19 protein-coding genes and 1 pseudogene are annotated in these 20,214 nt (G+C 74.6%); 11 read left to right on the forward strand and 9 right to left on the reverse strand.

The annotated features are described in order from the left end of the window. Positions 1 to 31 precede the first annotated feature (31 nt). Both ABT006_RS06685 and ABT006_RS06690 read left to right on the forward strand, forming a co-directional pair. The gene (locus tag ABT006_RS06685) at positions 32 to 577 is read left to right on the forward strand and encodes a TetR/AcrR family transcriptional regulator (RefSeq protein ID WP_350703652.1); all 546 of its coding nucleotides are present in this window, start codon (positions 32 to 34) and stop codon (positions 575 to 577) included. 37 nt (positions 578 to 614) lie between these two features. Further along, positions 615 to 2,819, forward strand: a complete 2,205-nt coding sequence (locus ABT006_RS06690) for an MMPL family transporter (protein ID WP_350703654.1) — start codon at positions 615 to 617, stop codon at positions 2,817 to 2,819. A gap of 24 nt (positions 2,820 to 2,843) precedes the next feature. On the opposite strand, the gene ABT006_RS06695 is transcribed toward ABT006_RS06690, so the two are convergent. After that, complete coding sequence (locus tag ABT006_RS06695; RefSeq protein ID WP_350703656.1) at positions 2,844 to 4,100, reverse strand: erythromycin esterase family protein; 1,257 nt, start codon at positions 4,098 to 4,100, stop codon at positions 2,844 to 2,846. A gap of 215 nt (positions 4,101 to 4,315) precedes the next feature. On the opposite strand from ABT006_RS06695, the gene ABT006_RS06700 reads away from it, so the two are divergent. Beyond that, complete coding sequence (locus ABT006_RS06700; protein WP_350703658.1) at positions 4,316 to 4,507, forward strand: DUF2795 domain-containing protein; 192 nt, start codon at positions 4,316 to 4,318, stop codon at positions 4,505 to 4,507. A gap of 66 nt (positions 4,508 to 4,573) precedes the next feature. Here ABT006_RS06700 and erm read toward each other — a convergent pair whose 3' ends face one another. Together erm and ABT006_RS06710 are read right to left on the reverse strand one after the other, a co-directional pair. Further along, positions 4,574 to 5,371 carry an ErmE/ErmH/ErmO/ErmR family 23S rRNA (adenine(2058)-N(6))-methyltransferase gene (erm, locus tag ABT006_RS06705; RefSeq protein WP_350703660.1) on the reverse strand — a complete coding sequence of 266 codons (798 nt, stop codon included), beginning with the start codon at positions 5,369 to 5,371 and terminating at the stop codon, positions 4,574 to 4,576. Between the two features lie 517 nt (positions 5,372 to 5,888). Beyond that, positions 5,889 to 6,794 carry a Gfo/Idh/MocA family protein gene (locus ABT006_RS06710; RefSeq protein ID WP_350704144.1) on the reverse strand — a complete coding sequence of 302 codons (906 nt, stop codon included), beginning with the start codon at positions 6,792 to 6,794 and terminating at the stop codon, positions 5,889 to 5,891. Positions 6,795 to 6,980: 186 nt separating this feature from the next. Here ABT006_RS06710 and ABT006_RS06715 point away from each other — a divergent pair, with 186 nt between their 5' ends. Both ABT006_RS06715 and ABT006_RS06720 read left to right on the forward strand, forming a co-directional pair. Continuing rightward, entirely contained in the window at positions 6,981 to 7,376 is a 396-nt protein-coding gene (locus tag ABT006_RS06715) for a hypothetical protein (RefSeq protein ID WP_350703661.1), read from the forward strand. Next, positions 7,369 to 7,861: pseudogene (locus ABT006_RS06720) on the forward strand (hypothetical protein). Before ABT006_RS06715 ends, ABT006_RS06720 begins: the two are co-directional and overlap by 8 nt. On the opposite strand, the gene fabG reads toward ABT006_RS06720, so the two are convergent. Further along, positions 7,834 to 8,592 (reverse strand): 3-oxoacyl-ACP reductase FabG, encoded by a 759-nt coding sequence (gene fabG, locus ABT006_RS06725; RefSeq protein WP_350703665.1) that lies wholly within the window; start codon positions 8,590 to 8,592, stop codon positions 7,834 to 7,836. The pseudogene ABT006_RS06720 and the gene fabG sit on opposite strands and share 28 nt — an antisense overlap. 143 nt (positions 8,593 to 8,735) lie before the next feature. On the opposite strand from fabG, the gene ABT006_RS06730 reads away from it, so the two are divergent. Beyond that, positions 8,736 to 10,325 carry a DUF4139 domain-containing protein gene (locus ABT006_RS06730; RefSeq protein WP_350703667.1) on the forward strand — a complete coding sequence of 530 codons (1,590 nt, stop codon included), beginning with the start codon at positions 8,736 to 8,738 and terminating at the stop codon, positions 10,323 to 10,325. 50 nt (positions 10,326 to 10,375) lie between these two features. On the opposite strand, the gene ABT006_RS06735 is transcribed toward ABT006_RS06730, so the two are convergent. Further along, entirely contained in the window at positions 10,376 to 12,028 is a 1,653-nt protein-coding gene (locus ABT006_RS06735; protein WP_350703669.1) for an alpha-amylase family protein, read from the reverse strand. Between the two features lie 110 nt (positions 12,029 to 12,138). Here ABT006_RS06735 and ABT006_RS06740 point away from each other — a divergent pair, with 110 nt between their 5' ends. Together ABT006_RS06740 and ABT006_RS06745 are read left to right on the forward strand one after the other, a co-directional pair. Then, a complete protein-coding gene (locus ABT006_RS06740) occupies positions 12,139 to 12,741 on the forward strand; it encodes a DUF1349 domain-containing protein (protein WP_350703670.1) in 603 nt (200 codons plus the stop codon). Positions 12,742 to 12,829: 88 nt separating this feature from the next. Further along, on the forward strand, positions 12,830 to 13,501 hold the full coding sequence (locus tag ABT006_RS06745) for a DedA family protein (protein ID WP_350703672.1): 672 nt from the start codon (positions 12,830 to 12,832) through the stop codon (positions 13,499 to 13,501). Between the two features lie 8 nt (positions 13,502 to 13,509). On the opposite strand, the gene ABT006_RS06750 is transcribed toward ABT006_RS06745, so the two are convergent. From ABT006_RS06750 to ABT006_RS06765, 4 genes are all read right to left on the reverse strand, one after another. Next, positions 13,510 to 14,886, reverse strand: coding sequence for a chitinase (locus ABT006_RS06750; RefSeq protein ID WP_350703674.1), 1,377 nt, complete (start codon positions 14,884 to 14,886; stop codon positions 13,510 to 13,512). Positions 14,887 to 15,016: 130 nt separating this feature from the next. Continuing rightward, positions 15,017 to 16,429, reverse strand: coding sequence for a carbohydrate-binding protein (locus tag ABT006_RS06755; RefSeq protein ID WP_350703676.1), 1,413 nt, complete (start codon positions 16,427 to 16,429; stop codon positions 15,017 to 15,019). Between the two features lie 72 nt (positions 16,430 to 16,501). After that, positions 16,502 to 17,251, reverse strand: a complete 750-nt coding sequence (locus ABT006_RS06760; protein WP_350703678.1) for a YidC/Oxa1 family membrane protein insertase — start codon at positions 17,249 to 17,251, stop codon at positions 16,502 to 16,504. A 97-nt stretch (positions 17,252 to 17,348) separates the two neighbouring features. After that, positions 17,349 to 17,642 (reverse strand): DUF6412 domain-containing protein, encoded by a 294-nt coding sequence (locus ABT006_RS06765; RefSeq protein WP_350703680.1) that lies wholly within the window; start codon positions 17,640 to 17,642, stop codon positions 17,349 to 17,351. 318 nt (positions 17,643 to 17,960) lie between these two features. Here ABT006_RS06765 and ABT006_RS06770 point away from each other — a divergent pair, with 318 nt between their 5' ends. The 3 genes from ABT006_RS06770 (at position 17,961) to ABT006_RS06780 (ending at position 20,214) form a co-directional block, all read left to right on the forward strand. After that, a complete protein-coding gene (locus ABT006_RS06770) occupies positions 17,961 to 18,428 on the forward strand; it encodes a hypothetical protein (protein WP_350703681.1) in 468 nt (155 codons plus the stop codon). Continuing rightward, positions 18,425 to 18,817, forward strand: a complete 393-nt coding sequence (locus tag ABT006_RS06775; protein ID WP_466024093.1) for a hypothetical protein — start codon at positions 18,425 to 18,427, stop codon at positions 18,815 to 18,817. The genes ABT006_RS06770 and ABT006_RS06775 overlap by 4 nt, the downstream gene beginning before the upstream one ends. 248 nt (positions 18,818 to 19,065) lie before the next feature. Next, positions 19,066 to 20,214: a carboxylate-amine ligase gene (locus tag ABT006_RS06780; RefSeq protein ID WP_350703683.1), complete on the forward strand. Its 1,149-nt coding sequence runs from the start codon at positions 19,066 to 19,068 to the stop codon at positions 20,212 to 20,214.

Consider the following 20,214-nt stretch of genomic DNA (forward strand, 5'->3'; position numbering starts at 1 on the left):
CAGGCATGCTGGTTCGGGGAGGTGGACCGGCATGGCGCGGGCGGTACCGGAGACACACGACGACATCCTGGCGGCGGCGGCGCGACGCTTCGCGGTGACCGGCTACCGGGGCACCTCGTTGCAGGACATCGCCCGGGAGGTGGGCTGCTCCAAGGCGGCGGTGCTCTACCACTTCGCCAACAAGGAGGCCATCCTCACCGAGCTGATGGCCCGGCCCATCGAGGTCCTCGAGGCGCTCGACGAGCGGATCGCCGCGCACCGGGGGGCCGACGCCCAGCGGGTCGCCGCCGAGGGCTTCGTCGACCTCGCGGTCCGGTTCCGGCGCGAGATCGCCCTGCTCCGGGGCGAGTTCCCGGAACTGCTCCAGCAGCCCGCCTTCGCGCACATCCAGCGGATCTCCGAGCGGTTGATCGACGCGTTCGCCGGGCAACCGGAACGCCCCTCCGCCCGGATCACGGCGCTGGTGCTGCTCGCCGGCATCTCCGAGACGTGCGGCGAGTTCGTCGACGTACCCGACGAGGAGCTGCGCGCCGCCCTGCTGGCACTCGTACGACGGGCGCTGGAGCCCGTCGACTGACTCGTTCCCAACCACCACGACCGAGGACAAGGAACTCATGGCGACCCTGCTCTACCGGCTCGGCCGGGGCTCGATGCGCCGGCGGCGACTCGTCGCGGCGATCTGGCTCGTCGTACTCGTCGGACTCGGCCTCGCCGCCGCGACCCTGCGCGGCCCGATGGCGGACAACTTCACCATGCCCGGCACGGAGTCCCAGCGCGCCCTGGACCTGCTCGCCGAGCAGTTCCCGGCGGCCAGCGGCGCGACCGGCACCATCGCGGTCAAGGCACCGGCCGACGGCGCGCTCGGCAGCCCGCAGGGACAGGCCGTGGTGAAGGAACTCGCCCAGGAGGCCGCGACGCTGCCCGGGGTGGTCGGCGCCGTCGACCCGTTCCAGGTGGGGGCGGTCTCCCCCGACGGCCGGTACGCACTGGTCCAGGTCCAGTTCGCCACCGGAGCCGACGAGGTGACCGACGCCCAGCGCGACGCGTACGAGCAGGTCGGCTCGCGGGCCGAGGCCCAGGGCTGGGAGGTCGCGCCCGGCGGCGAGGTGCTCAGCGCCGTGCCGGAGGTCGGCTCGACCGAGGCGATCGGTGTCGCGATCGCCGCGATCGTCCTGGTGGTCACGTTCGGGTCGCTGGTGGCGGCCGGGATGACCATGCTGAACGCCCTGATCGGCGTGGGCGTCGGCATGGCCGGCCTTTTCGCGCTGAGCAGCGTGGTCGACCTGACCAGCACCGCGCCGATCCTCGCCCTGATGCTCGGCCTCGCGGTCGGCATCGACTACTCGCTGTTCATCACCTCCCGCTACCGGCAGAACCTGATCGAGGGCCTGCCGCCGGACGAGGCGGTGGGCCGCGCGGTGGGCACCGCCGGCTCGGCAGTGCTCTTCGCCGGGGCCACCGTGGTCATCGCGCTGGCCGGCCTGGCCGTGGTCAACATCCCGTTCCTGACCGTGATGGGTCTGGCCGCCGCCGCCACGGTCACCGTCGCGGTGCTGGTCGCGATCACGCTCCAGCCCGCCCTGCTCGGCTTCGCCGGCCGCCGGGTGCTCCCCCGCAGGCTGCGCTCGTCCGTGCCGGCCGGGGACGGGGCGGACGCCGGCGCCGCGGCGCCGGCGACCGAGGACCGGTCCGGGCTCGGGTTCCGCTGGGCGCGCGCCGTCACCCGGTTCCGGATCCCCGTCATCCTGGTCGGGCTGCTCGGGCTGGGCCTGCTCGCGCTGCCCACGCCGGACATGCGGCTGGCACTGCCCGACGCGGGCACCGCGCCGGTCGGCTCGCCCGCCCGGGCATCCAACGACCTGATCACCGAGGGCTTCGGGCCGGGCTTCACCGGCCGCCTCGCGGTGGTGGTCGCCGGGGACACCCCGCAGGCCACCTCGGCCGCGGTCCCGCAGGTCACCGCGCTGATCCAGCGCACCGAGAACGTCCTCGCGGTGGCCCCGCCGCAGCTCAGCCCGGACGGCCGCACCGCGCTGCTCGGCGTGGTGCCGAAGACGGGGCCGACCGACGAGGCCACGGAGACCCTGGTCAACGACGTCCGGGCCACGGTCGGCGAGTTCCGCGACGTGGACGTGCTGCTGACCGGCGCGACCGCCATCGGCATCGACGTCTCCGAGAAGCTCTCCGACGCCCTGCCGGTCTACCTGCTGCTGGTGGTCGGGCTCTCGGTGCTGCTGCTGATGCTGGTCTTCCGCTCGCTGCTGGTGCCGGTCAAGGCCGCGCTGGGCTTCCTGCTCACCGTCGCCGCGACGTTCGGCATCACCGTGGCGGTGTTCCAGCAGGGCCACCTCGCCGACCTGGTCGGCCTGGACACGCCCGGCCCGCTGGTCAGCTTCCTGCCGATCCTGCTGATCGGCATCCTGTTCGGGCTGGCGATGGACTACGAGGTCTTCCTGGTCTCCCGGATGCGGGAGGACTTCGTGCACGGCGACACCGCGCAGCAGGCGACCATCAACGGGATGGGGCACGGGGCCCGGGTGGTCACCGCCGCCGCCCTGATCATGATCTCGGTGTTCGGGGGCTTCGTCTTCCTCGACGACCCGGTGATCAAGTCGATGGGCTTCGCGCTCGCGATCGGCGTCGCCATCGACGCGTTCGTGGTGCGGATGACGATCGTCCCGGCGGTGATGTCGCTGCTCGGCCGGGCAGCCTGGTGGCTGCCGCGCTGGCTGGCCAGGGCCCTGCCGAACGTCGACATCGAGGGCGAGGGCCTGCGCGCCCACCTCGACGAGAAGACCCCGGTGGCCCCCCGCGCCTGACCCGCCCGACACCTACCCGGCCGGTCAGACGCCGGCCGGGTAGGTCTCCATCTCGCCGGGCGTGGTCAGGGCGGGCAGCGGGTGCAGGGTGGTGGTCTCGTCGCACCAGACGAAGGCGTCGTACCGCTCCCCCAGCCGGGTCGGCACGTAGTTGCCCCAGGACTCGAACGACGGGTCGTAGACCACCCCGATCGCCCGGTGGTCGGCGGTGTCGGTGACCCAGCCCGGCTGGTCGGCGCCGCCGAAGACGAGCACCGCCCGCTCCGGCATCAGCTCGTGCAGCCGGCCCTCGACCGAGCCCGGGCGGGCCGGCGGCACCACCATCGCCTCGGCCGGCGAGCCCCAGCGCGGCGCGGCGATCACCGTGCCCCGGTAGCCGCCGAAGCCGACCAGGACCACGTCGTCGGCCCCGTGCCGCTCACGGGCCAACTGGCCGATGTTGATCAACCCGTCGGCGGCCATGTCGGTGGCCCGGGCGTCCCCGATGTGGGTGTTGTGCGCCCAGACGATCCCCCGCGAGCCCGGGCCGTAGCGGTCCAGCAGCCGGTCCAGCGTGTCCGCCATGTGGGTGTCCCGGATGTTCCACGACTCCGGGCCGCCCCGGACCATGGCCCGGTAGTAGCGCTCCGCGCCGGCCACCACCTCCGCGTTCTGCCAGGCCGAGAAGCTGTCCGGGCCGTCCGCGGCGGCCTGTTCGCGGGTACGCGCCAGCAGCCGGACGACCTCCTCCTCGCAACGCGCCGAGACGAACCGGCTGGCCGCGCCGTACTCCTCGACCCGCTTGCCGTACGGCTCGAAGCAGCGGTACGCGTCCTGCGCCGCCTCCAGCGACGCCGGATCCTCCTCGCCGAGGTAGTCGAAGATCGCCTGCATCGACTCCCACAGGCTGTAGACGTCCAGGCCGTGGAAGCCGGCCCGGGCGTCCTCGGGCCGCTCGACGTTCCACGCCCGCAGCCAACTGCAGAACCGGGAGACCTCGGCGTTCGCCCACATCCAGGTCGGCCACCGCTCGAAGCGTTCCAGCGCCATGCGCGGCTCGGTGGCCCCGCCCGGGGCGCCCGTCACGGATCGGTGCACGCGGTCGCAGTCGGGCCAGTCCCCCTCCACGGCGACGAAGGAGAAGCCGCACTCGGCGATCAGCCGGCGGGTGAGCTGTTCGCGCAGCCGGTAGTAGTCGTAGCTGCCGTGCGTCGCCTCACCGATCATCACGATCCGGGCGTCCCGGACGCGCTCCAGCAACGGGTCGAAGTCGCTCGGCGCGCCGAGCCGCTGAACCAGCATGGCGGGCGGCTACCCGGCGTGTCGCCGGGCAAACCGCCGGCCGTCGCGCGGGACGGCCACCCCGCCGGTCCCGCGCGACGTGGGCCGCGCGGGACCGGACCGACCGGGCATTGAGCGGGACCCGGGGAGCGAGGGCCGGACCCGAGCGGGGCGTGGGGCCGGGGTCCGCGGGGCACGGGCGGTGTGCCGGCGGGCTGAGCGGGTAGCCCGTCGGCATGACCGTCACCGGCGTGCAGTTGCAGGAGTACCTGGCCGGACTCGACTACCCGGTCTCCCGGGAGGACCTGGTCCGCTGGGGCCAGGAGAACGGGGTCAGCACGGAGATGCTCCAGATGCTCCGGTCCCTGCCGAGGGAGGAGTTCGACTCCCCCGCCGAGCTGAGCGAGGCCCTGAACACGCTGGCCTGACCGCGGCACGACCGCCGCCCCCGGCCGGGCGGAAGCCCGCACGCCACACCCCAGCGGCTGGCCGGCTCACCTGGCGTGCAGCAGCCGGAACAGCACCAGCCACTGCTCCGGCCAGACGTGCCCGACCGGGGTGGCCGGGTCGAGCCGCGTCGCCCGCAGCGCCGCCGCCAGCCGCGCCCGCGGGTGGTGCCGGCCCAGCGAGGCCGCGAGCGAGCCGCCGACCCCGTCGAAGCCGATCTCCACCATCCGCCGGTACGCGGGCAGCGCCGCCGCGGCCAGCAGCGGCTCCGGCCGCCGCTCGACGCGCAGGATGCCGGCGTCCACCCCGGGCACCGGGCGGAACGCGGTGCGGGGCACCCGCCCGGCGAGCCGCCAGCCGAACTCCGGCCAGGTCAGGACGGTGAGCCGGGTCCACCGGCCGTAGTCGCCGCTGCGGCGTCGGGCGTACTCGAGCTGGGTGAGCAGGGTCGCCGCGCGCAGCCCGGGCGCGGCCAGGCACCACCGCACCACGGCCGAGGTGAGCGACCAGGGAATGTTGCCGACCACGTCGAACTCCTCCGGCGGGGGCGTCGCGGTCAGGAAGTCGGCCTGGCGGTGGGTGACGTTCGGCAGGCCGGCGCAGATCCTGGCCAGCTCGGCGCCGGCGGCGGGGTCCACCTCGTACGCCAGCAGGTGCCGGCAGCGGGCGGCGAGCGGCCGGGTGAGCTGGCCCCGGCCGGCGCCCACCTCCAGCAGGAGCCGGTCGGGCCGGGGTCGGGCGGCGTGCACCAGCCGGGCGATCGCGGCCGGGTCGACGAGGAAGTTCTGGGAGAGTACGCGCCGGGAGCGGTCGCGTTCGGTTGCTCGGGTACGGCGGGGCGCCACGGGTCGTCGTCCTGTCTGTCGCCGTGCGGCGACGGAGCGGACAGGCAGCCGGAAGGGGGCCTGTCCGAGGGAAGAGTGGACTCGGACGGCCCTGGGCGTGGCGCGGGGACTGCGGGTCGGCGGCGCGCGGCGGCACCCACCGCTCGGCCGGAGACCGGGGTCGGCGCGGCACGCCACCGCCCGGCCGGAGACGGGGGTGGCGCGCGGCACGTCACCCGGGCGGGTGACCGGGGTGGCACTCACCCCGGGGTGTCACCCCGGGGCGGCGGTGGGGCGGCGCCGATGGCCCGGCCAGGACCGGGCGGAGGGCGCCGTGCGTGCGGTGCGGGATCAGTCGCGGGTCGCGTCGGCCAGGGCCGGACGCCGGACTCGCAGGCGGGCCAGCAGTGGCCCGAAGGCGGCCGGCGTGCCGACCCCCTCGATCAGAGCGTGCGCGGACATGCCCGCGACCCTAGCTCCGTCGTCGCCGCCCGGCGACCCCTTTTCCGCCTCAGCCGGCAGGTCGACGGTGCGGCCCTCAAACCGGGAGGTCGACGGTGCGGCCCTCGGCGCGGGCGGTCTCGGCGGCGGCGAGCACGGCGACGACCTCGCGGCCGAAGCGCACGTCGCAGCGGTGGTCCCGGGTGCCCGACCCGATCTCCTCCAGCAACTGGTCGATCGCCACCCCGAACGCGGTGGCCGAGTCGCCCGCGCCGGCCGGGAGGGTCTCGATGCCGTTCTCGCCGTAGAAGACGAACTCCCGGCTCACCGCCTCGGGCGGGGCGTCCAGGGTCAGCGAGATCGTGCTCGTCGCTCCCCCGTCGTGGGTGAGCAGCAGGTGGACGAGCCCGCGCGGCCCGTCCATCGCGGCGACCCGGGTGACCCGGCCGAGCACCGGCAGGATGACCGACAGCGCGTGCGGGCCGACGTCCCAGAGCGCGCCGTGCTGCCGCCGCCAGGGCGAGGCGCCGTACGGGCTGCTCGGCTGGAAGATCGAGCCGAACCGGACCGCCTTCGCGGTGTGCCACCCGCCGACGGCGGCGGTCGAGGCCAGGAAGGCGGCGATGTCCGGCTGGTAGCGGCCGGTGAAGAAGACCACCGAGGCGACGCCGGCCGCCTGCGCGGCGTCGACCACCCGGTCGGCGTCGGCGACGCTCAACGCGAGCGGCTTGTCCAGCAGCAGGTGCCGACCGGCGGCGGCCGCGCGGACCGCGATGTCGGCCTGGATGTCCGGCGGGAGGGCCACCGCGACCGCGTCGCAGGCGTCGAGCAGCGCGTCGACGTCGGTGAACGCCGGCGCCCCGTAGCGGTCGGCCAGGCTGGCGGCCTTGCCCGGGTCGCGGCCCCACACCCCGGCGATCGTGGCCCCCGGGTGCGCGTGCAGCGCCGCGCCGTGCGTCTCCGCCGCCCAGTGACCGGTGCCGAACAACCCGAACCGCACCACGAGAACCCCCACCGTCGTCGTCGCGCCACGGCAGCACCCCGCGGCCCCGGTCCACGCTAGTCGCCCGCCCCGGCGCCCGCCCGCGTGACCGGGCCTATTCGGGGTGTCCGGGGCGGCGGGTGGCGGGGTGTACTACGCGGGTTAGTAGGCTGTGCCGGTGACCGAACCGAGCCCCGGGTGGCCCCGATGACCAGCGCAGCCTCGGCCGGTTCGCCGGTGGACGGGCTCCTCGCGACCGCCTCGATCGTGCTCTCGCTCCTCGTCGCCGCCTGGGCCCTGGTGGCGACGCTGCGCCACCGCGCGCCGGACCGGGTGCAGTTCGCCGGCCTGGCCCTGCTGGAGGCGGCGCTGCTCGTGCTCGCGGTGGTGGCGGGGGTCGCCCTCGGCGGCGGCGAGCGCCCCGGGGAGCCGGGGGCCTTCTTCGGTTACCTGGCGACGCTGGTCTGCCTGCCGCCGCTGGCCTGGGTGCTGGCCCGGATGGAGCCGACCCGCTGGGGCTCGGCCATCGTCTGCGCGGTCTGCCTGGTCACGCCGGTGGTCGTCGTGCGGCTGCAACAGACGTGGGAGGTGCTGGGTGGCTGAGGTGCGGGCCCCGGAACGGACGCGGACCAACGCCGGCCCGGGTCGGCTGCTGATCGCGGTCTACCTGCTCTTCGCGATCGCCGCCACCAGCCGCGCCGGCCTCCAGATCGCCACGAGGTTCGACGAGGCCCCGGTGGCGTACCTGCTCTCGGCGCTCGCCGCGGCCATCTACATCGTCGCGGCGGTGGGGCTGGCGCGCGCGGGTGCCGCCGGCCGGCGCGTCGCCCTGGCGTGCTGCACGGTGGAACTGGCCGGGGTGCTCGGCGTCGGCATCCTCAGCGTGGCCGACCCGGAGCTGTTCCCGGACGAGACGGTCTGGTCGCGGTTCGGCAGCGGGTACGGCTACATCCCGCTGGTCCTGCCGGTGCTCGGCCTGCTCTGGCTCTGGCGCACCCGCACCGCCCGCGCCTGACCCACCCCGCCTCGCCCGGACGGGGTGGGACGTGGCGGGGGCGGGTCAGTCCTTGGGGCCGCCGGCGACGTAGATGACCTGGCCGGAGACGAAGGACGCTCCCTCGCTGACCAGGAACGAGATGGTGTGCGCGACGTCCTCCGGCCGGCCGGGGCGGCGGACCGGGATCTCCGCCGCGGCGTGCTTCTGGAGGTCGTCGAAGTCGACCTTCATCCGGGCGGCGGTGGCGGCGGTCATGTCGGTGACGATGAAGCCGGGCGCGACCGCGTTGACGGTCACCCCGAACGGGCCCAGCTCGATGGCGAGCGTCTTGGTGAAGCCCTGGAGGCCGGCCTTCGCGGCGGAGTAGTTCGCCTGGCCCCGGTTGCCCAGCGCGGAGGTGCTGGAGAGGTTGACGATCCGGCCCCACTTCTGCTCGACCATGTGCTTCTGGGCCGCCTGGCTGAACAGGAACGCGCCGCGCAGGTGCACACCCATGACCGTGTCCCAGTCGGTGTCGCTCATCTTGAACAGCAGGTTGTCGCGCAGCACGCCGGCGTTGTTCACCAGCACGGTCGGCGCGCCCAGCCCGGCGGCGACCCGCTCCACGGCCGCCTCGACCTGGGCCCGGTCGGACACGTCGGCGCCGACGCCGAGCGCCCGGCCACCGGTGGCGGCGATCGCGTCCACCGTGTCCTTGGTCGCCGACTCGTCGATGTCGACCACCGCGACCGCGAGGCCGTCGGCGGCCAGCCGGCGGGCAGTGGCCGCCCCGATCCCCCGCGCCGCCCCCGTGACGATGGCGACCCGCTGCTCCTCCGACATGCCTACCTCCCGGTAACTTCCGCTCGATCGGAGGAGCTTAACCCAGGCGTACGGCGGGCCGGCCGGGCGCGGGACGCCGGTCCTGCCGACACCCCGCGGCGGCCTGCCGGGGTTACGAGCACGGTTCGGCTACCGTCGCCGCCGTGAACGCAGTGGAGATCGAAGCACCCGTCGTCGGTGTCACCGTCTACCCGGACCGGGCCCGGGTCACCCGCCGGGGCAGCACCCGGCTGGCCGCCGGCGAGCACCGCGTACGTGTCGCACCGTTGCCGCTGGGTCTGCGGCGGGACTCGGTCCGGGTCGGCGGCCGGGGCGCGGTCACCGTGCTCGGCGTGGACGTGACGACGTGGCGGCAGGCACGCAGCACCGACGGACAGGTCCGCGAGCTGGAGCAGCGGAGCCGCGAGCTGGCCGACGAGCTGGCCGAGGTCGACGACGCGGACGAGATCGAGGCGCAGCGGGGGCAGTTCATCGGCCGGCTGGCCGAGCGGGCCGGCGGCACGTACGCCCGCGCGTTGGCCTCCGGTGACGCCGCCCCGACCGACGTCGCCGGCTTCGCCGACTCGGTGGCCGGCCAGCTCGCCGACTCCCGCAGCCGCCGGCGCGGGTTGGCCCGGCGACGTGCCGACCTGACCGAGGAGCTGGCGGCCGTCGAGCGGCAGTTGGCGGCGGCGAACGGCAAGCGGGAACCGGACCGGCTGGCCGCCGAGGTGACCGTGGCGGTGGACGCCGACGACGCCGAGCTGGACCTGGAGCTGACCTACCTGGTCGACGGGGCCCGCTGGCAGCCCTCCTACGACCTGCGGCTGGTCGACGACACCATGACCGTCACCTGGTTCGGCCTGGTCAGCCAGGACACCGGCGAGGACTGGCCGGAGTGCGAACTCCAGCTCTCGACCGCCCGCCCGGCAGCGGCGACCGGCGTACCCGAACTGTCGCCCTGGTATCTCGACCGGGTCCGGCCGGTACCGCCGATGCCCGTGTCGACGGCGAGCTTCGGCGCGCTGCCGCCACCGCCGGCGCCCGGCGCGGCGCCGGCCGCCGCGGGTGGTGTGGCCCGGTCCGCCCCGCCGCGCCCCAGGGTGCGGGAGAGCGTGGCCACGGTGGAGCAGGGGGTCACCGCCGCCACCTACCGGCCGGCCCGCCCGGTCGCGGTGCCGGCGGACGGCAGCGCGCACCGGGCCACCATCGCCGTGCTGGAGCTGCCGGCCCGGCTGGACCACGTGACCGCGCCGGTCCGCGCGGCCGAGGCGCACCTGCGTGCGACGGTCCGCAACACCTCGGCGCACACGCTGTTCCCCGGCCCGGCGGCGGTCTTCCACGGCGCCGACTTCGTCGCGGCCACCCGGCTGCCGACGTGGGCGCCCGGCGAGGAGACCGAACTGGCGCTCGGGGTGGACGACCGGGTACGGGTGGAGCGGAAGCTGGGCCGGCGCGCAGACACCCGGGCCACGCTCGGCTCGACCCGGCGACGGGAGGTGGAGTACCGGATCAGCGTCGCCAACCACACGCCCCAGGCGGCGACGGTGGAGGTACGCGACCAGCTTCCGGTGTCCCGCGACGAGGCGGTGGTCGTCCGGGAAGCCACCCTCGCCCCGCCGCCGGCCGAGCGTACCGAGCTGGGCGAGCTGACCTGGCGGCTGCGCCTCGGGCCGGGCGAGAGCGGCGAGATCACCATGGGCTTCCGGGTCGAACTCGCCAAGGGGGTCGAACTGGCCGGCTGGCGGGAGTGACCGGTCGTCCGCCGGGGTGGGGCGGACGACCGGTCGACAGGTAACCGGGCTCAGAGGCCGCGGCCCCGGCAGAGGCGGATCCACCGGTAGCCGTGGCCGGCCAGCTTGAGGCGGTCCAGCTTGCCGGCCCCGCCGTAGTTGCGGTCGGCGAGGACGTCGACGGGGAGGTCCGCCTCCGGCTCCAGCATGCTCAGGTCCACCTCGGCGTCGGAGGTGCCGAGGTTGTGCAGGAAGACCATCGTCCCGGTCCGCCCGTCGGCCCGGTGCGCCAGCACGCCCGGCGGCATCGCCACGTCGATGTGCGTGGTCGAGCCGGAGCCCACCTCGGGTGCTTCGCGGAGCGTACGGATCATCCGTTCGAACCAGGCGAGCAGCGACCTGGGGTCGCTGCGCTGGGCGGTCACGTTGACCTTCTCGTAGCCGAAGTCGCCCTTGTCGATTACCGGGCGGACCAGCTTCTCCGGGTCGGCCGTGGAGAAACCGGCGTTCGGCCGGTACGACCACTGCATCGGGGTGCGGATCGCCTCCCGGCCGGGCAGCGACAGGTCCTCCCCCATGCCGATCTCCTCGCCGTAGCGCAGCACCGGCGTGCCGCGCAGCGAGAACTGGAGCGAGTACGCCAGCTCGATGCGCCGGCGGTCGTTGCCGAGCATCGAGGCGAGCCGGCGGCGGATGCCCCGGTCGTAGATGCGCATGTTCTCGTCGGGGCCGAACTCCGCGTACACCTGGTTGCGCTGTTCGGCGGTGAGCCGGGACAGGTCGATCTCGTCGTGGTTGCGCAGGAAGGTGGCCCACTGCCCGCCCTCGGGCAGCGCGGGGGTGTCCCGCAGCGCCTCGATGATCGGCTCCGGGTCCTGCCGGGCCAGGGCCAGCATCAGCCGCCCGTTGAGCATGAAGTCGAAGAGCATGTGCAGGCGGTTCGCCGAGCCGCCGGCGTCGGCGAAGAAGGTCGGGAGCTGGTCGGGCTCCACGTTGGCCTCGGCGAGCAGGACGGCGTCGCCCCGGCGCCACTGCACGTGCTGGCGCAGCTCGGTGAGGAAGTCGAAGTCCTTCGGGAAGTTCGGGTTGCCCGCCTCGGTCAGCTCGATGATGAACGGCACGGCGTCCATCCGGAAGCCGGAGACGCCGAGCTGGAGCCAGAACGAGACGATCTTCTTGACCTCCTCGCGCACCTTCGGGTTGGCGAAGTTGAGGTCCGGCTGGAACTTGTAGAACCGGTGGTAGAACCAGGCCTTGGCGGTCCGGTCGTAGGTCCAGGTCTCGTTCTGCTCGCCGGGGAAGACCATGCCCTGGTGGCGGTCGTCCGGCTCCTGGTCGGACCAGACGTACCAGTCGCGGTACGGCGAGTCCGGCGAGGAGCGGGCGGACTGGAACCAGGGGTGCTCGTCCGAGGTGTGGTTCACGACCAGGTCGATGATCACCCGGATGCCGCGGTTCTGCGCCTGGTGCAGCAGCTCGGCGAAGTCGCCGAGGGTGCCGAAGCGCGGGTCGACGTTGTAGAAGTCGGTGGCGTCGTAGCCGTCGTCGCGGTTGGGCGACGGGTGGACGGGGTGCAGCCAGAGGCAGGTGACGCCCAGCCGGGCGAGATAGTCGAGTCGGCCGATCAGGCCCCGGATGTCGCCGACGCCGTCGCCGTCGGAGTCCGCGTACGTGTCGATGTCGAGGCAGTAGACGACGGCCTCGGAGTACCACCTGTCAGCCATGCCGACCTAATGTCTCCGATCCCCGCGTCCGGCAAACGCGGGACCGGGCGGCGTCGCGCGTGAAGCGGGCGGCGGCGGCGCGCGGCCCGGACGGCGGTACGGTCGCCGGCATGGGAGACGGAGCGCGTGAAGTCGACTGGGCCGAGGGCGAGTGGTGGAACGAGCCGGTGCGGGTCGAGCACGGGCCGGCCGGCGAGCTGCTGGTGGAGCCGGCCGGGGGCAGCGACCTGTGGCGGCACACCTCGTACGGCTTCGTGCACGACGACGCCCCGGCGTTGCTCGCGCCGCTGCCCGTCGGCGACGCGGTGGAGGTGGCCTTCCACCTCGACTACGGCGCGCAGTTCGACCAGGCCGGCGCGCTGGTCCGCGTCGACGAGCGGAACTGGGTGAAGGCCGGGGTGGAGGTCAGCGACGGCCTGCCGCAGGTCGGCGCCGTGGTGACCCGGGAGGTGTCCGACTGGTCGGTCGCCCCGGTGCTGGAGTGGGCCGGGCGGGAGGTCACCGTCCGGGTCAGCCGCGACCGGGACGCGCTCACCGTGCGGGCCCGGGCCGGCGGCGGGCCGTGGCGGCTGGTGCGGCTCGCCCCGCTGCCGCCGGAGGCGGTGGCGACGGCCGGGCCGTACTGCTGCTCCCCCACCCGGGCGGGGCTGCGGGTCCGGTTCACCGGGTGGCGGCGGGGGCCCGCCGACGCGGCGCTGCACCCGGAGGGCTGAGCCGGCGTGGCTCCGGACACGGGCAGGTGTGACCGGCGGGTCGCGGGGTAGAGGACTCTGATCCCCCGGACCCGGCGAAAGGATCGCGATGGCACTCGCCGAGAACGTCGACCCGACCCGGCTCGGCGGGCTGACCGGATGGGTGGCGGGGGTCATCGACGCCGCCGGCGCGTTCGGCGTGGCGCTGCTGGTCGCCCTGGAGAGCATCATCCCGCCGATCCCGAGCGAGATCGTCCTGGCGATGGCCGGCTACCTGGCCGGCGAGGGACGGTTCAACGTGGTGCTGGTGGTGCTCGCCGCCACCGCCGGCTCCCTGGTGGGGGCGCTCGTCCTCTACTGGCTGGGCGCGGTCGCCGGCGAGGACCGGCTCAAGCGCTGGCTGGACCGGCTGCCGCTGGTCGACCGGGACGACCTGGAGAAGGCGGACCGCTGGTTCGAGCGGCACGGCCGGTGGGCGGTGCTCTTCGGCCGGATGATCCCGGTGGTGCGCAGCCTGGTCTCCATTCCCGCCGGGGCCAACCGCATGCCGCTGCCCGAGTTCGTCGCCTTCACGACGCTGGGCAGCGGCGTCTGGAACTCGATCTTCGTCGGCCTGGGCTACGCCCTCGGCTCCCGCTGGCAGCAGATCGAGCGGTACAGCGACTGGTTCGACTACGGCATCGTCGCCGTCCTCGTGGTGATGATCGCCTGGTGGGCGGTCAAGAAGTCCCGCCGCCGGCGCGCCCGCCACCGCGACCGCGCCGGCGCCGCCACCCGCTGACCGGGCCGTCAGGGCAGGGTGGCGAGGTGGGGGGCCACCGTGCGGGCGAAGGCGTTGCCGTTGGTCACGTCCCAGTTGACCGACCAGGTCATCGCGCCGCGGATGCCCGGGTAGGTGCGCGGGGGGCGGAAGCTGCCGCAGTTGGTGCCGCGGGCCAGGCAGTCCAGCGCCGCGTTCACCACGCTCGGCGCGACGACGCCGCCACCGGCCGCGCCCGGTCCGGCCGGCAGGCCGAGACCGACCTGGTCGGGACGCAGCCCGGCCTCCAACTGGATGCAGGCCAGCGCGACGACGAAGTTCACCGTCCCCTGGGCGTACGCGGCGTTGCGGTCGCAGCCGAGCATCGCCCCCGAGTTGTAGAACTGGGTGTTCACGACGGTGAGGATGTCCTTGATGTCCAGCGCGAGCTTGAAGTAGCTGCTGCCCGGGGACTGCATGTCGATGGTCTGCGGGGCCATCGCGATGATCAGCCGGCTGCCGACCTTGGCCCGCAGCGAGCGCAACGCCTGCGCCATGTAGGTCGGGTTCAGCCCGTTCTCCAGGTCGATGTCGACGCCGTCGAAGCCGTACCGCTGGATCAGGGCGTGCACGCTGTCGCTGAACGCCGCGGCGGAGGCGGCGTCGTTGACCGCCACCCGGCCCGTCTCGCCGCCCACCGAGATGATCACCTTCTTGCCCCGGGACTGGAGGGCGCGCACGTCGGCGGAGAAGTCCGCGTCGGTGTAGCCGCCGAGGGCGGCGGAGAGCCCCGGGTCGACGGCGAAGGTGACGGCGCCGGGAGTGGCGGTGGCCTCGGCGAACGCGACCGCGACCACGTCGTACTCGGCGGGCACGTCGCGCAGCCGCAGTTCCACGGCGGGGTTGTCGAAGTTGTGCCAGTACCCGGTGAGGATGTGCTTCGGCAGCCCGGTGTTCGGCGGCGGGCTGGTCGGGGGCGGCGTGGTCGGCGGCGCCGTCGTCGGGGGCGCGGTGGTGGGCGGGGCGGTGCCGTCACCGCACGACGCGCCGTTGAGCTGGCAGTTGGCCGGGGCGCCGGGCCCGTTGCCCAGGAAGCCGAACGAGACGGAGGCGCCCGGGGCGATGCTGCCGTTCCAGGACCGGTTGGTGAAGGTGTACCGCTGGCCCGACGAGGTCAGCAGGGCGTCCCAGTACGAGCCGACGGTCGTCCCGGCCGGCAGGTCGAAGGTGACGGCCCAGCCGTCGACGGTGGTGCCGCCGCCGTTGGTGATCGTGTACTTCCCCTCCCAGCCCGACCCCCAATCGGACGTCTTGACGAAGCTCGCGGTGGCCCCGGCGGCGAACGCCGGCATCGCCACCCACACCGCCCCGACCGCCGCGACCACGGCGGTGACCAGCGACAACACCAGAGACCTGGACCGTTTCACAGCACCCTCCACACCCGGACGACATCCATTGGCATCAACATTGACGCCCATTATTAGGACTGTTAACTGTTTCTGTCCAGGGGTGGCCGGCAGGGGAACCCGGGCGGCGACCGCCCGGGTTCCCCGCGGCTCAGCGGCGGAAGGTGAACCAGTTGACGTTGACGAAGTCGGCGGGCTGGCCGCTGGTGAAGGTCAGGTAGACCGTCCGGCGGCCGGTCGGTCCGGCGACGTTGCCGGGCACCGAGCGCCAGCTCTGCCAGCCCCCCGTGTTGGCGATCGCGAAGCTGCCGATCGGCGGGCCGGTCGGGCTGTCCAGCCGGACCTCCACCAGGCCGCTGACCCCGCCCGCCGCGCCGGAGGCGACCCGGGCGACGAAGTCGCGCGGCGGGGTGGCGCCGAACTCGACGTTGTCGAAGCGCACCCAGTCGCCGTCGCGCAGCGCGCCGATGTTCTGGCCGCCCTCGGCGCACGCCTCGACGATCACTCCGTTCTGCGCGCTGAACGACTCCGCCTGGATCGTCGCGTACGCGTCCCGCACGCCACCGGGAGGCGGGGTCGTCGGCGGCGGGGTGGTGCCGCCGCCCCGGCTGTAGACGGCCACGTAGTCGACCAGCATCGGCCGGCCGGGGACGGTGGCGGCCGTCGGCGTGGCCGAACCCGCGACCCCGTTCGGGAAGGCCCCGCCCATCGCCACGTTCAGCAGCAGGAAGTAGCCGGCGTGGCCGGTCATCTGCGACCAGTACGGCTCGCCGACCCGGGACTGGCTCACCGTGTGGTAGAGCTGGCCGTCGACGTACCAGCGCAGTTGCTGCGGGCTGACCGAGGCGTCCCACTCGAAGCGGTAGGTGTGGTACGCGGACTGGCAGGTGCTGCCGGGACAGGGCCGGGACGCGCCGATGCCGTTGAACTCGTCGCACGGCCCGCCGGGGGCCACGCCGCAGTGCAGCACGCCCCAGACCGAGTTGATCCCGTTGACGTTCTCCATCACGTCGAACTCGCCGATGCCCGGCCAGTTCTGGTAGTTGCCCCGGTAGGGTGAGCCGAGCGCCCAGAACGCCGGCCAGTAGCCGGCCGCCTGGGCCCCGGTCACGTTCGGCATCTGGATCCGGCCCTCGATGGCGAGCACGCCGCCGGAGGGGGGCTTGAAGTTGCTGCGCACGGTCTCGATGCGGGCGGAGGTCCAGCGGCCGGAGGCGTCGCGCAGCGGGGTGATCCGCAGGTTGCCGCCGCCGTCGTGGCTGACGTTCGCGGTGCTGTCGGTGTAGGTCTGGATCTCGCCGGTGCCCCAGTTGGGCGGGCCACCGGGGTAGCTGGTGCCGGTGTCGATGATCCAGTTCGCGGCGGACGGCAGCGTGCCGGCCGCGCCGGTGAAGTCGTCGCTCCACACCAGACTCCAGCCGGGCGCGGGTGCCGGCACGGCGGCGTTCGCGGTCACGGTCATCCCGGCCAGGGCGGTGGTGGCGACAACGGCGAGCAGGGCCGACGCCAGGGCCGGCCGGCGTCGTGGGGGCGGGGCGGCGGGAGCCGCCGGGGCAGGTGTCATGGACGTGCCTCTCTGCGGGGACGGGTCGAGAGAGCGCTCTCTCACGAGTTGTACGTGCCGACCCGACAGATGTCAATGTCGATCGATGCCTGCCGGCGCGACCTGCGGACGGCGCAGCACCGCCTGCTCCAGCGCCGACCAGGCGGTCGTGGTGACCAGGTAGATCACCGCGGCCAGCGGCAGCACCAGCGCCACCAGCACGGTCGCGTACGGCAGCAGCGGCAGCAGCCGGCCGAGCACCGCCGCCCCCGGTCCCTCCGTCGGCGTGCCGGCCACCGTGCCGGTCGCGGCCGCGGCGCGCCGCATCCGCCGCGACGTCCACCACGCGAGGGCGAGCAGGGCTGCCAGCAGCACGCCGAACAGCGGCAGCACCGCGCCGCCCAGGCCGTCGCCGAGGTGGTGACCCAGCGGCACCCCGGCGAGCCGCTCGGCGAGCGGCCCCGTGCCGCCGTCGGCGGTCGTGAAGAGCCGGTACATGACCAGCAGGACCGGCGCCTGGAGCAGCATCGGCAGGCAGCCGGCGACCGGGCTGGCGCCGTTGGCCCGGTAGAGCGCGAACAACTCGCCCTGCAACCGGGCGGGGTCGTGCGCGTACCGCCGCTGGAGGTCGCGGACCTCGGGGGCGAGCGCCGCGCGACGCCGCTCCCCGCGAACCTGCGCGACGGTCAGCGGCGAGATCAGCAGCCGGACGGCCACGGTGAGGACGACGATCGCGGCGGCGGTGGCGGCGCCGCCCGCCAGCGGTGCGAGCAGGGTGGTGAGCCAGGAGAGTGCGCCGCCGGCGGCGTCGACGGCGTCGTGCAGTGGTGCGAAGGCGAGCATGGTGACCCCTCGTTCCGATTCCGGGTGACGGCCCGACGGGACGACAGGGCGTCGCCGAGCCTCGGGTGACGGCGGAATCGGCCGCGCGGCGGCGGCGCTACGCGGCCGAGGGAACGGCCCCGGGCGCCCGGGGGCGGGGACGCCCGGCGGCGTCCGGATCGACCTGCCGGGGCACCCGGCGACGGCGGGCCCGGGCCCGCAGGGCGGCGGCGCGGCCGGCCCGGGGAGCGCCGACGCCGACCACCGCGTGCAGCGCGAGCACGGCGGCGAGCAGCACGACGGCGGTCAGCGCGGCCCCGGCGAGCAGCCCGGCCGGACGGTCGGCGAGCAGGGCCAGGTGGGTGAGCGCGTACGCCCACGTCCCCAACACGACCCGCCACGCTCCCGACACGCCGACCAGCCTAGGGCCCGCTGTCACGCCGGCCAGCCCGATCGACGACTCCCAAACGCGCTGACCTGCGGTTTTATGACAGATCCGGGGTGGACGGAGCCTCCGTGGGAGTGGTACGACTTGGGACATCGACGGGCCAACGCCGGCCTGCCGTCACTCCCGGTCACCCACGCGCCGCCCGACCCGTCGGGCGGGCCGCCGAGCCGACCGGGCCAGCGGGAGCGGGCCCTCCCGGCACACCCCCTCACGGCCGGGCGCCCGCCCGGCCCGACGGGCCGCCTCGACGAGGTGGTGGGCCATCACCACCAAGGAGCCGCCGTGCCCCACACCCGCATCCGCCCGCGGCACCAGCCCTTCGAGATCACCGTCATGGTGACCGCCCCCGTCTGCGGGCTCCTCCTGATCGCCCTGGACGTCCGACCGCAGTCGGTGGAGATGGCGATGCCGGGTCCCATCCAGGTGGGGTGGGAGTTCGGCCTCGTCGTCGCCGGCGTCGCCGGGCTGCTCGGCATCTTCTGGCCCGGCCGGCTCTCCACCGCCCTCGGCACCGAGCTCGCCTCGGTGCTGATGCTCGGCACGATCACCGGCATGTACGCCGTCGCCGTGGCGGTGGTCGCCGGGCAGCAGGGGGTCGCCGCGACCTCCTTCGTCGGAGCGGTGTCCATCGGCTCGGGCTGGCGCGCCGCACAGATCGTGCGCGACCTGCGCGCCCTCACCCGGGCCGCCCAGGCGGCCCAGCCCGCCGGACTGGGCGGCGGCGTGGCCTCCACCGGAGGTGGGACGTGAACGTGTCCGCGCCGAGCGCACCGCAGTGGGTGCAGGTCCTGCTCAGCATCCTCGGGGTCCTCGGCGGCGCCGGCGGTCTCGCCGCCATCGCGACCGTCGTGGTGCAGCGTGGCAAGTTCAAGGCGGACGCCGCCGACACCCTCACCGACGCCGCCCTCACGCTGGTGCAGCCGCTGCGCACCCGGGTCGCCGAGCTGGAGGAGACCGCCCTGGTCACCCGGGCGCAACTCGAAGCGACCCGCGAACAGGTGCAGCAGCTCCGGGCCACGGTCTGGGACCTGCGCCGGACGCTGGACCGGTGGCGGGAGGCCATCCTGGCCCAGGACGCGACCCTGCGCCGGGTCCGCGCCATGGTGCAGGACGGCGAGGACGACCGCCACCGACGGTGACGCCCGGCAGGCGAGGACGGCCGCCGGCGACCGCTCCGCGCGGCCTGCCGCCGGCGGCGGCGACGCCCGCCCCGCCCGGCCTGCCGCCAGCGGCGGCGACGCCGGTGGGTGCCGGGCGGGCCCGCACGCGACGGGCGACACGCCGGGCGACGCGCCGGGCAGCGTTTCCCGGCGTCGGCACGGTGGGTAACCACTGGCCGACCCGGCACGGACGGACCGCGACCGGGCGCGAACGGACGGTGGTGGCGATGACCGGCCAGGTGGCGGAGGCCCCGAGCGCGACGGCCGAGGGGACGGATCTGCTCACGGTGGGTGTCGAGGAGGAGTTCCTGCTCGTCGACCCGCACACCGGGGCCGCGGTGCCCGCCGTCGACCTCGTCATGGAGCAGGTGCCGCCCGAGCTGCGCGGCCAGGTGGAGCGGGAGTTCCAGACCAGCCAGATCGAGATCGGCAGCCCGCCCGGCCTGGAACTCTCCTCCATCCGGCACTCCCTCGGGGTGCTGCGTGCCGCGCTCGCCGACGCCGCCGAGCGGGCCGGCGTACGGCTGCTCGCGATCGGCACCGGGCCGGTGGACGGGCCGGTGCCCCCGGTGGTCGACAAGCCGCGCTTCGACCGGATGGTCGAGCGGTTCCGCCTGCTGGTCCCCGGCCCCGGCAACAACGGCATGCACGTACACGTCGGGGTGCCCGACCCGGAGACCGGGGTGCAGGTGCTCAACCACGTCCGGCCCTGGCTGCCGGTGCTGCACGCGGTGACCGTCAACTCCCCGTTCGCCAAGGGCGAGGACACCGGGTACGCGAGCTGGCGGTCGATCGAGTGGGAGCGCTGGCCGTCGGTGGCGCCCACCCCGTTCCTGGAGTCGCACGAGCACTACGAGCGGCTGATCCGGCAGCTCGTCGCCAGCGGCGTGATGCTCGACGAGGGGATGCTCTACTGGTACGCCCGGCTGTCGGCCAGGTACCCGACCGTGGAGATCCGGATCGGCGACGTCTGCCCGTCCGTGGACGACGCGGTGCTCGTCGCCGCGCTGGTCCGGGCCATGGTGGCGACCGCGCTGGACGACATGGCCGCCGGCCGGCCCGCCATCCGCACCGACCACCACCTGCTGGTCGCCGCGCACTGGCGGGCGGCGCACGACGGGCTGGAGGGCGACGGCGTCGACCTCACCGACGGGGAGCTGCGCCCGGCGTGGGAGCTTTTCGACCAGCTCGTCGAGCGGCTGCGCCCGGCGCTGGAGCGGCACGGCGACCTGGACGAGGTGACCGACCTGGTCGGCGGGCTGCGCCGGCACGGCAGCGGGGCGGCCCGACAGCGCGCCGTCCTCGCCCGCGGCGGCACGCTCGTGGACGTGGTCTCCGACGTCGCGCGACAGACCCGCGGGGCGGGTCGTCCGTGA

The organism is Micromonospora sp. NPDC002717, assembly GCF_040295705.1.
Classification (GTDB): domain Bacteria; phylum Actinomycetota; class Actinomycetes; order Mycobacteriales; family Micromonosporaceae; genus Micromonospora.

What these genes read in the sequence shown, in the direction of transcription:
- ABT006_RS06690 (WP_350703654.1), top strand. Translation starts at nt 615, where the DNA reads ATGGCGACCCTGCTCTACCGGCTCGGCCGGGGCTCGATGCGCCGGCGG.
- ABT006_RS06715 (WP_350703661.1), top strand. Translation starts at nt 6,981, where the DNA reads ATGACCAGCGCAGCCTCGGCCGGTTCGCCGGTGGACGGGCTCCTCGCG.
- ABT006_RS06755 (WP_350703676.1), bottom strand. Translation starts at nt 16,429, where the DNA reads ATGACACCTGCCCCGGCGGCTCCCGCCGCCCCGCCCCCACGACGCCGG.
- ABT006_RS06745 (WP_350703672.1), top strand. Translation starts at nt 12,830, where the DNA reads ATGGCACTCGCCGAGAACGTCGACCCGACCCGGCTCGGCGGGCTGACC.
- fabG (WP_350703665.1), bottom strand. Translation starts at nt 8,592, where the DNA reads ATGTCGGAGGAGCAGCGGGTCGCCATCGTCACGGGGGCGGCGCGGGGG.
- ABT006_RS06735 (WP_350703669.1), bottom strand. Translation starts at nt 12,028, where the DNA reads ATGGCTGACAGGTGGTACTCCGAGGCCGTCGTCTACTGCCTCGACATC.
- ABT006_RS06760 (WP_350703678.1), bottom strand. Translation starts at nt 17,251, where the DNA reads ATGCTCGCCTTCGCACCACTGCACGACGCCGTCGACGCCGCCGGCGGC.
- ABT006_RS06685 (WP_350703652.1), top strand. Translation starts at nt 32, where the DNA reads ATGGCGCGGGCGGTACCGGAGACACACGACGACATCCTGGCGGCGGCG.
- ABT006_RS06780 (WP_350703683.1), top strand. Translation starts at nt 19,066, where the DNA reads ATGACCGGCCAGGTGGCGGAGGCCCCGAGCGCGACGGCCGAGGGGACG.
- ABT006_RS06740 (WP_350703670.1), top strand. Translation starts at nt 12,139, where the DNA reads ATGGGAGACGGAGCGCGTGAAGTCGACTGGGCCGAGGGCGAGTGGTGG.
- ABT006_RS06695 (WP_350703656.1), bottom strand. Translation starts at nt 4,100, where the DNA reads ATGCTGGTTCAGCGGCTCGGCGCGCCGAGCGACTTCGACCCGTTGCTG.
- ABT006_RS06700 (WP_350703658.1), top strand. Translation starts at nt 4,316, where the DNA reads ATGACCGTCACCGGCGTGCAGTTGCAGGAGTACCTGGCCGGACTCGAC.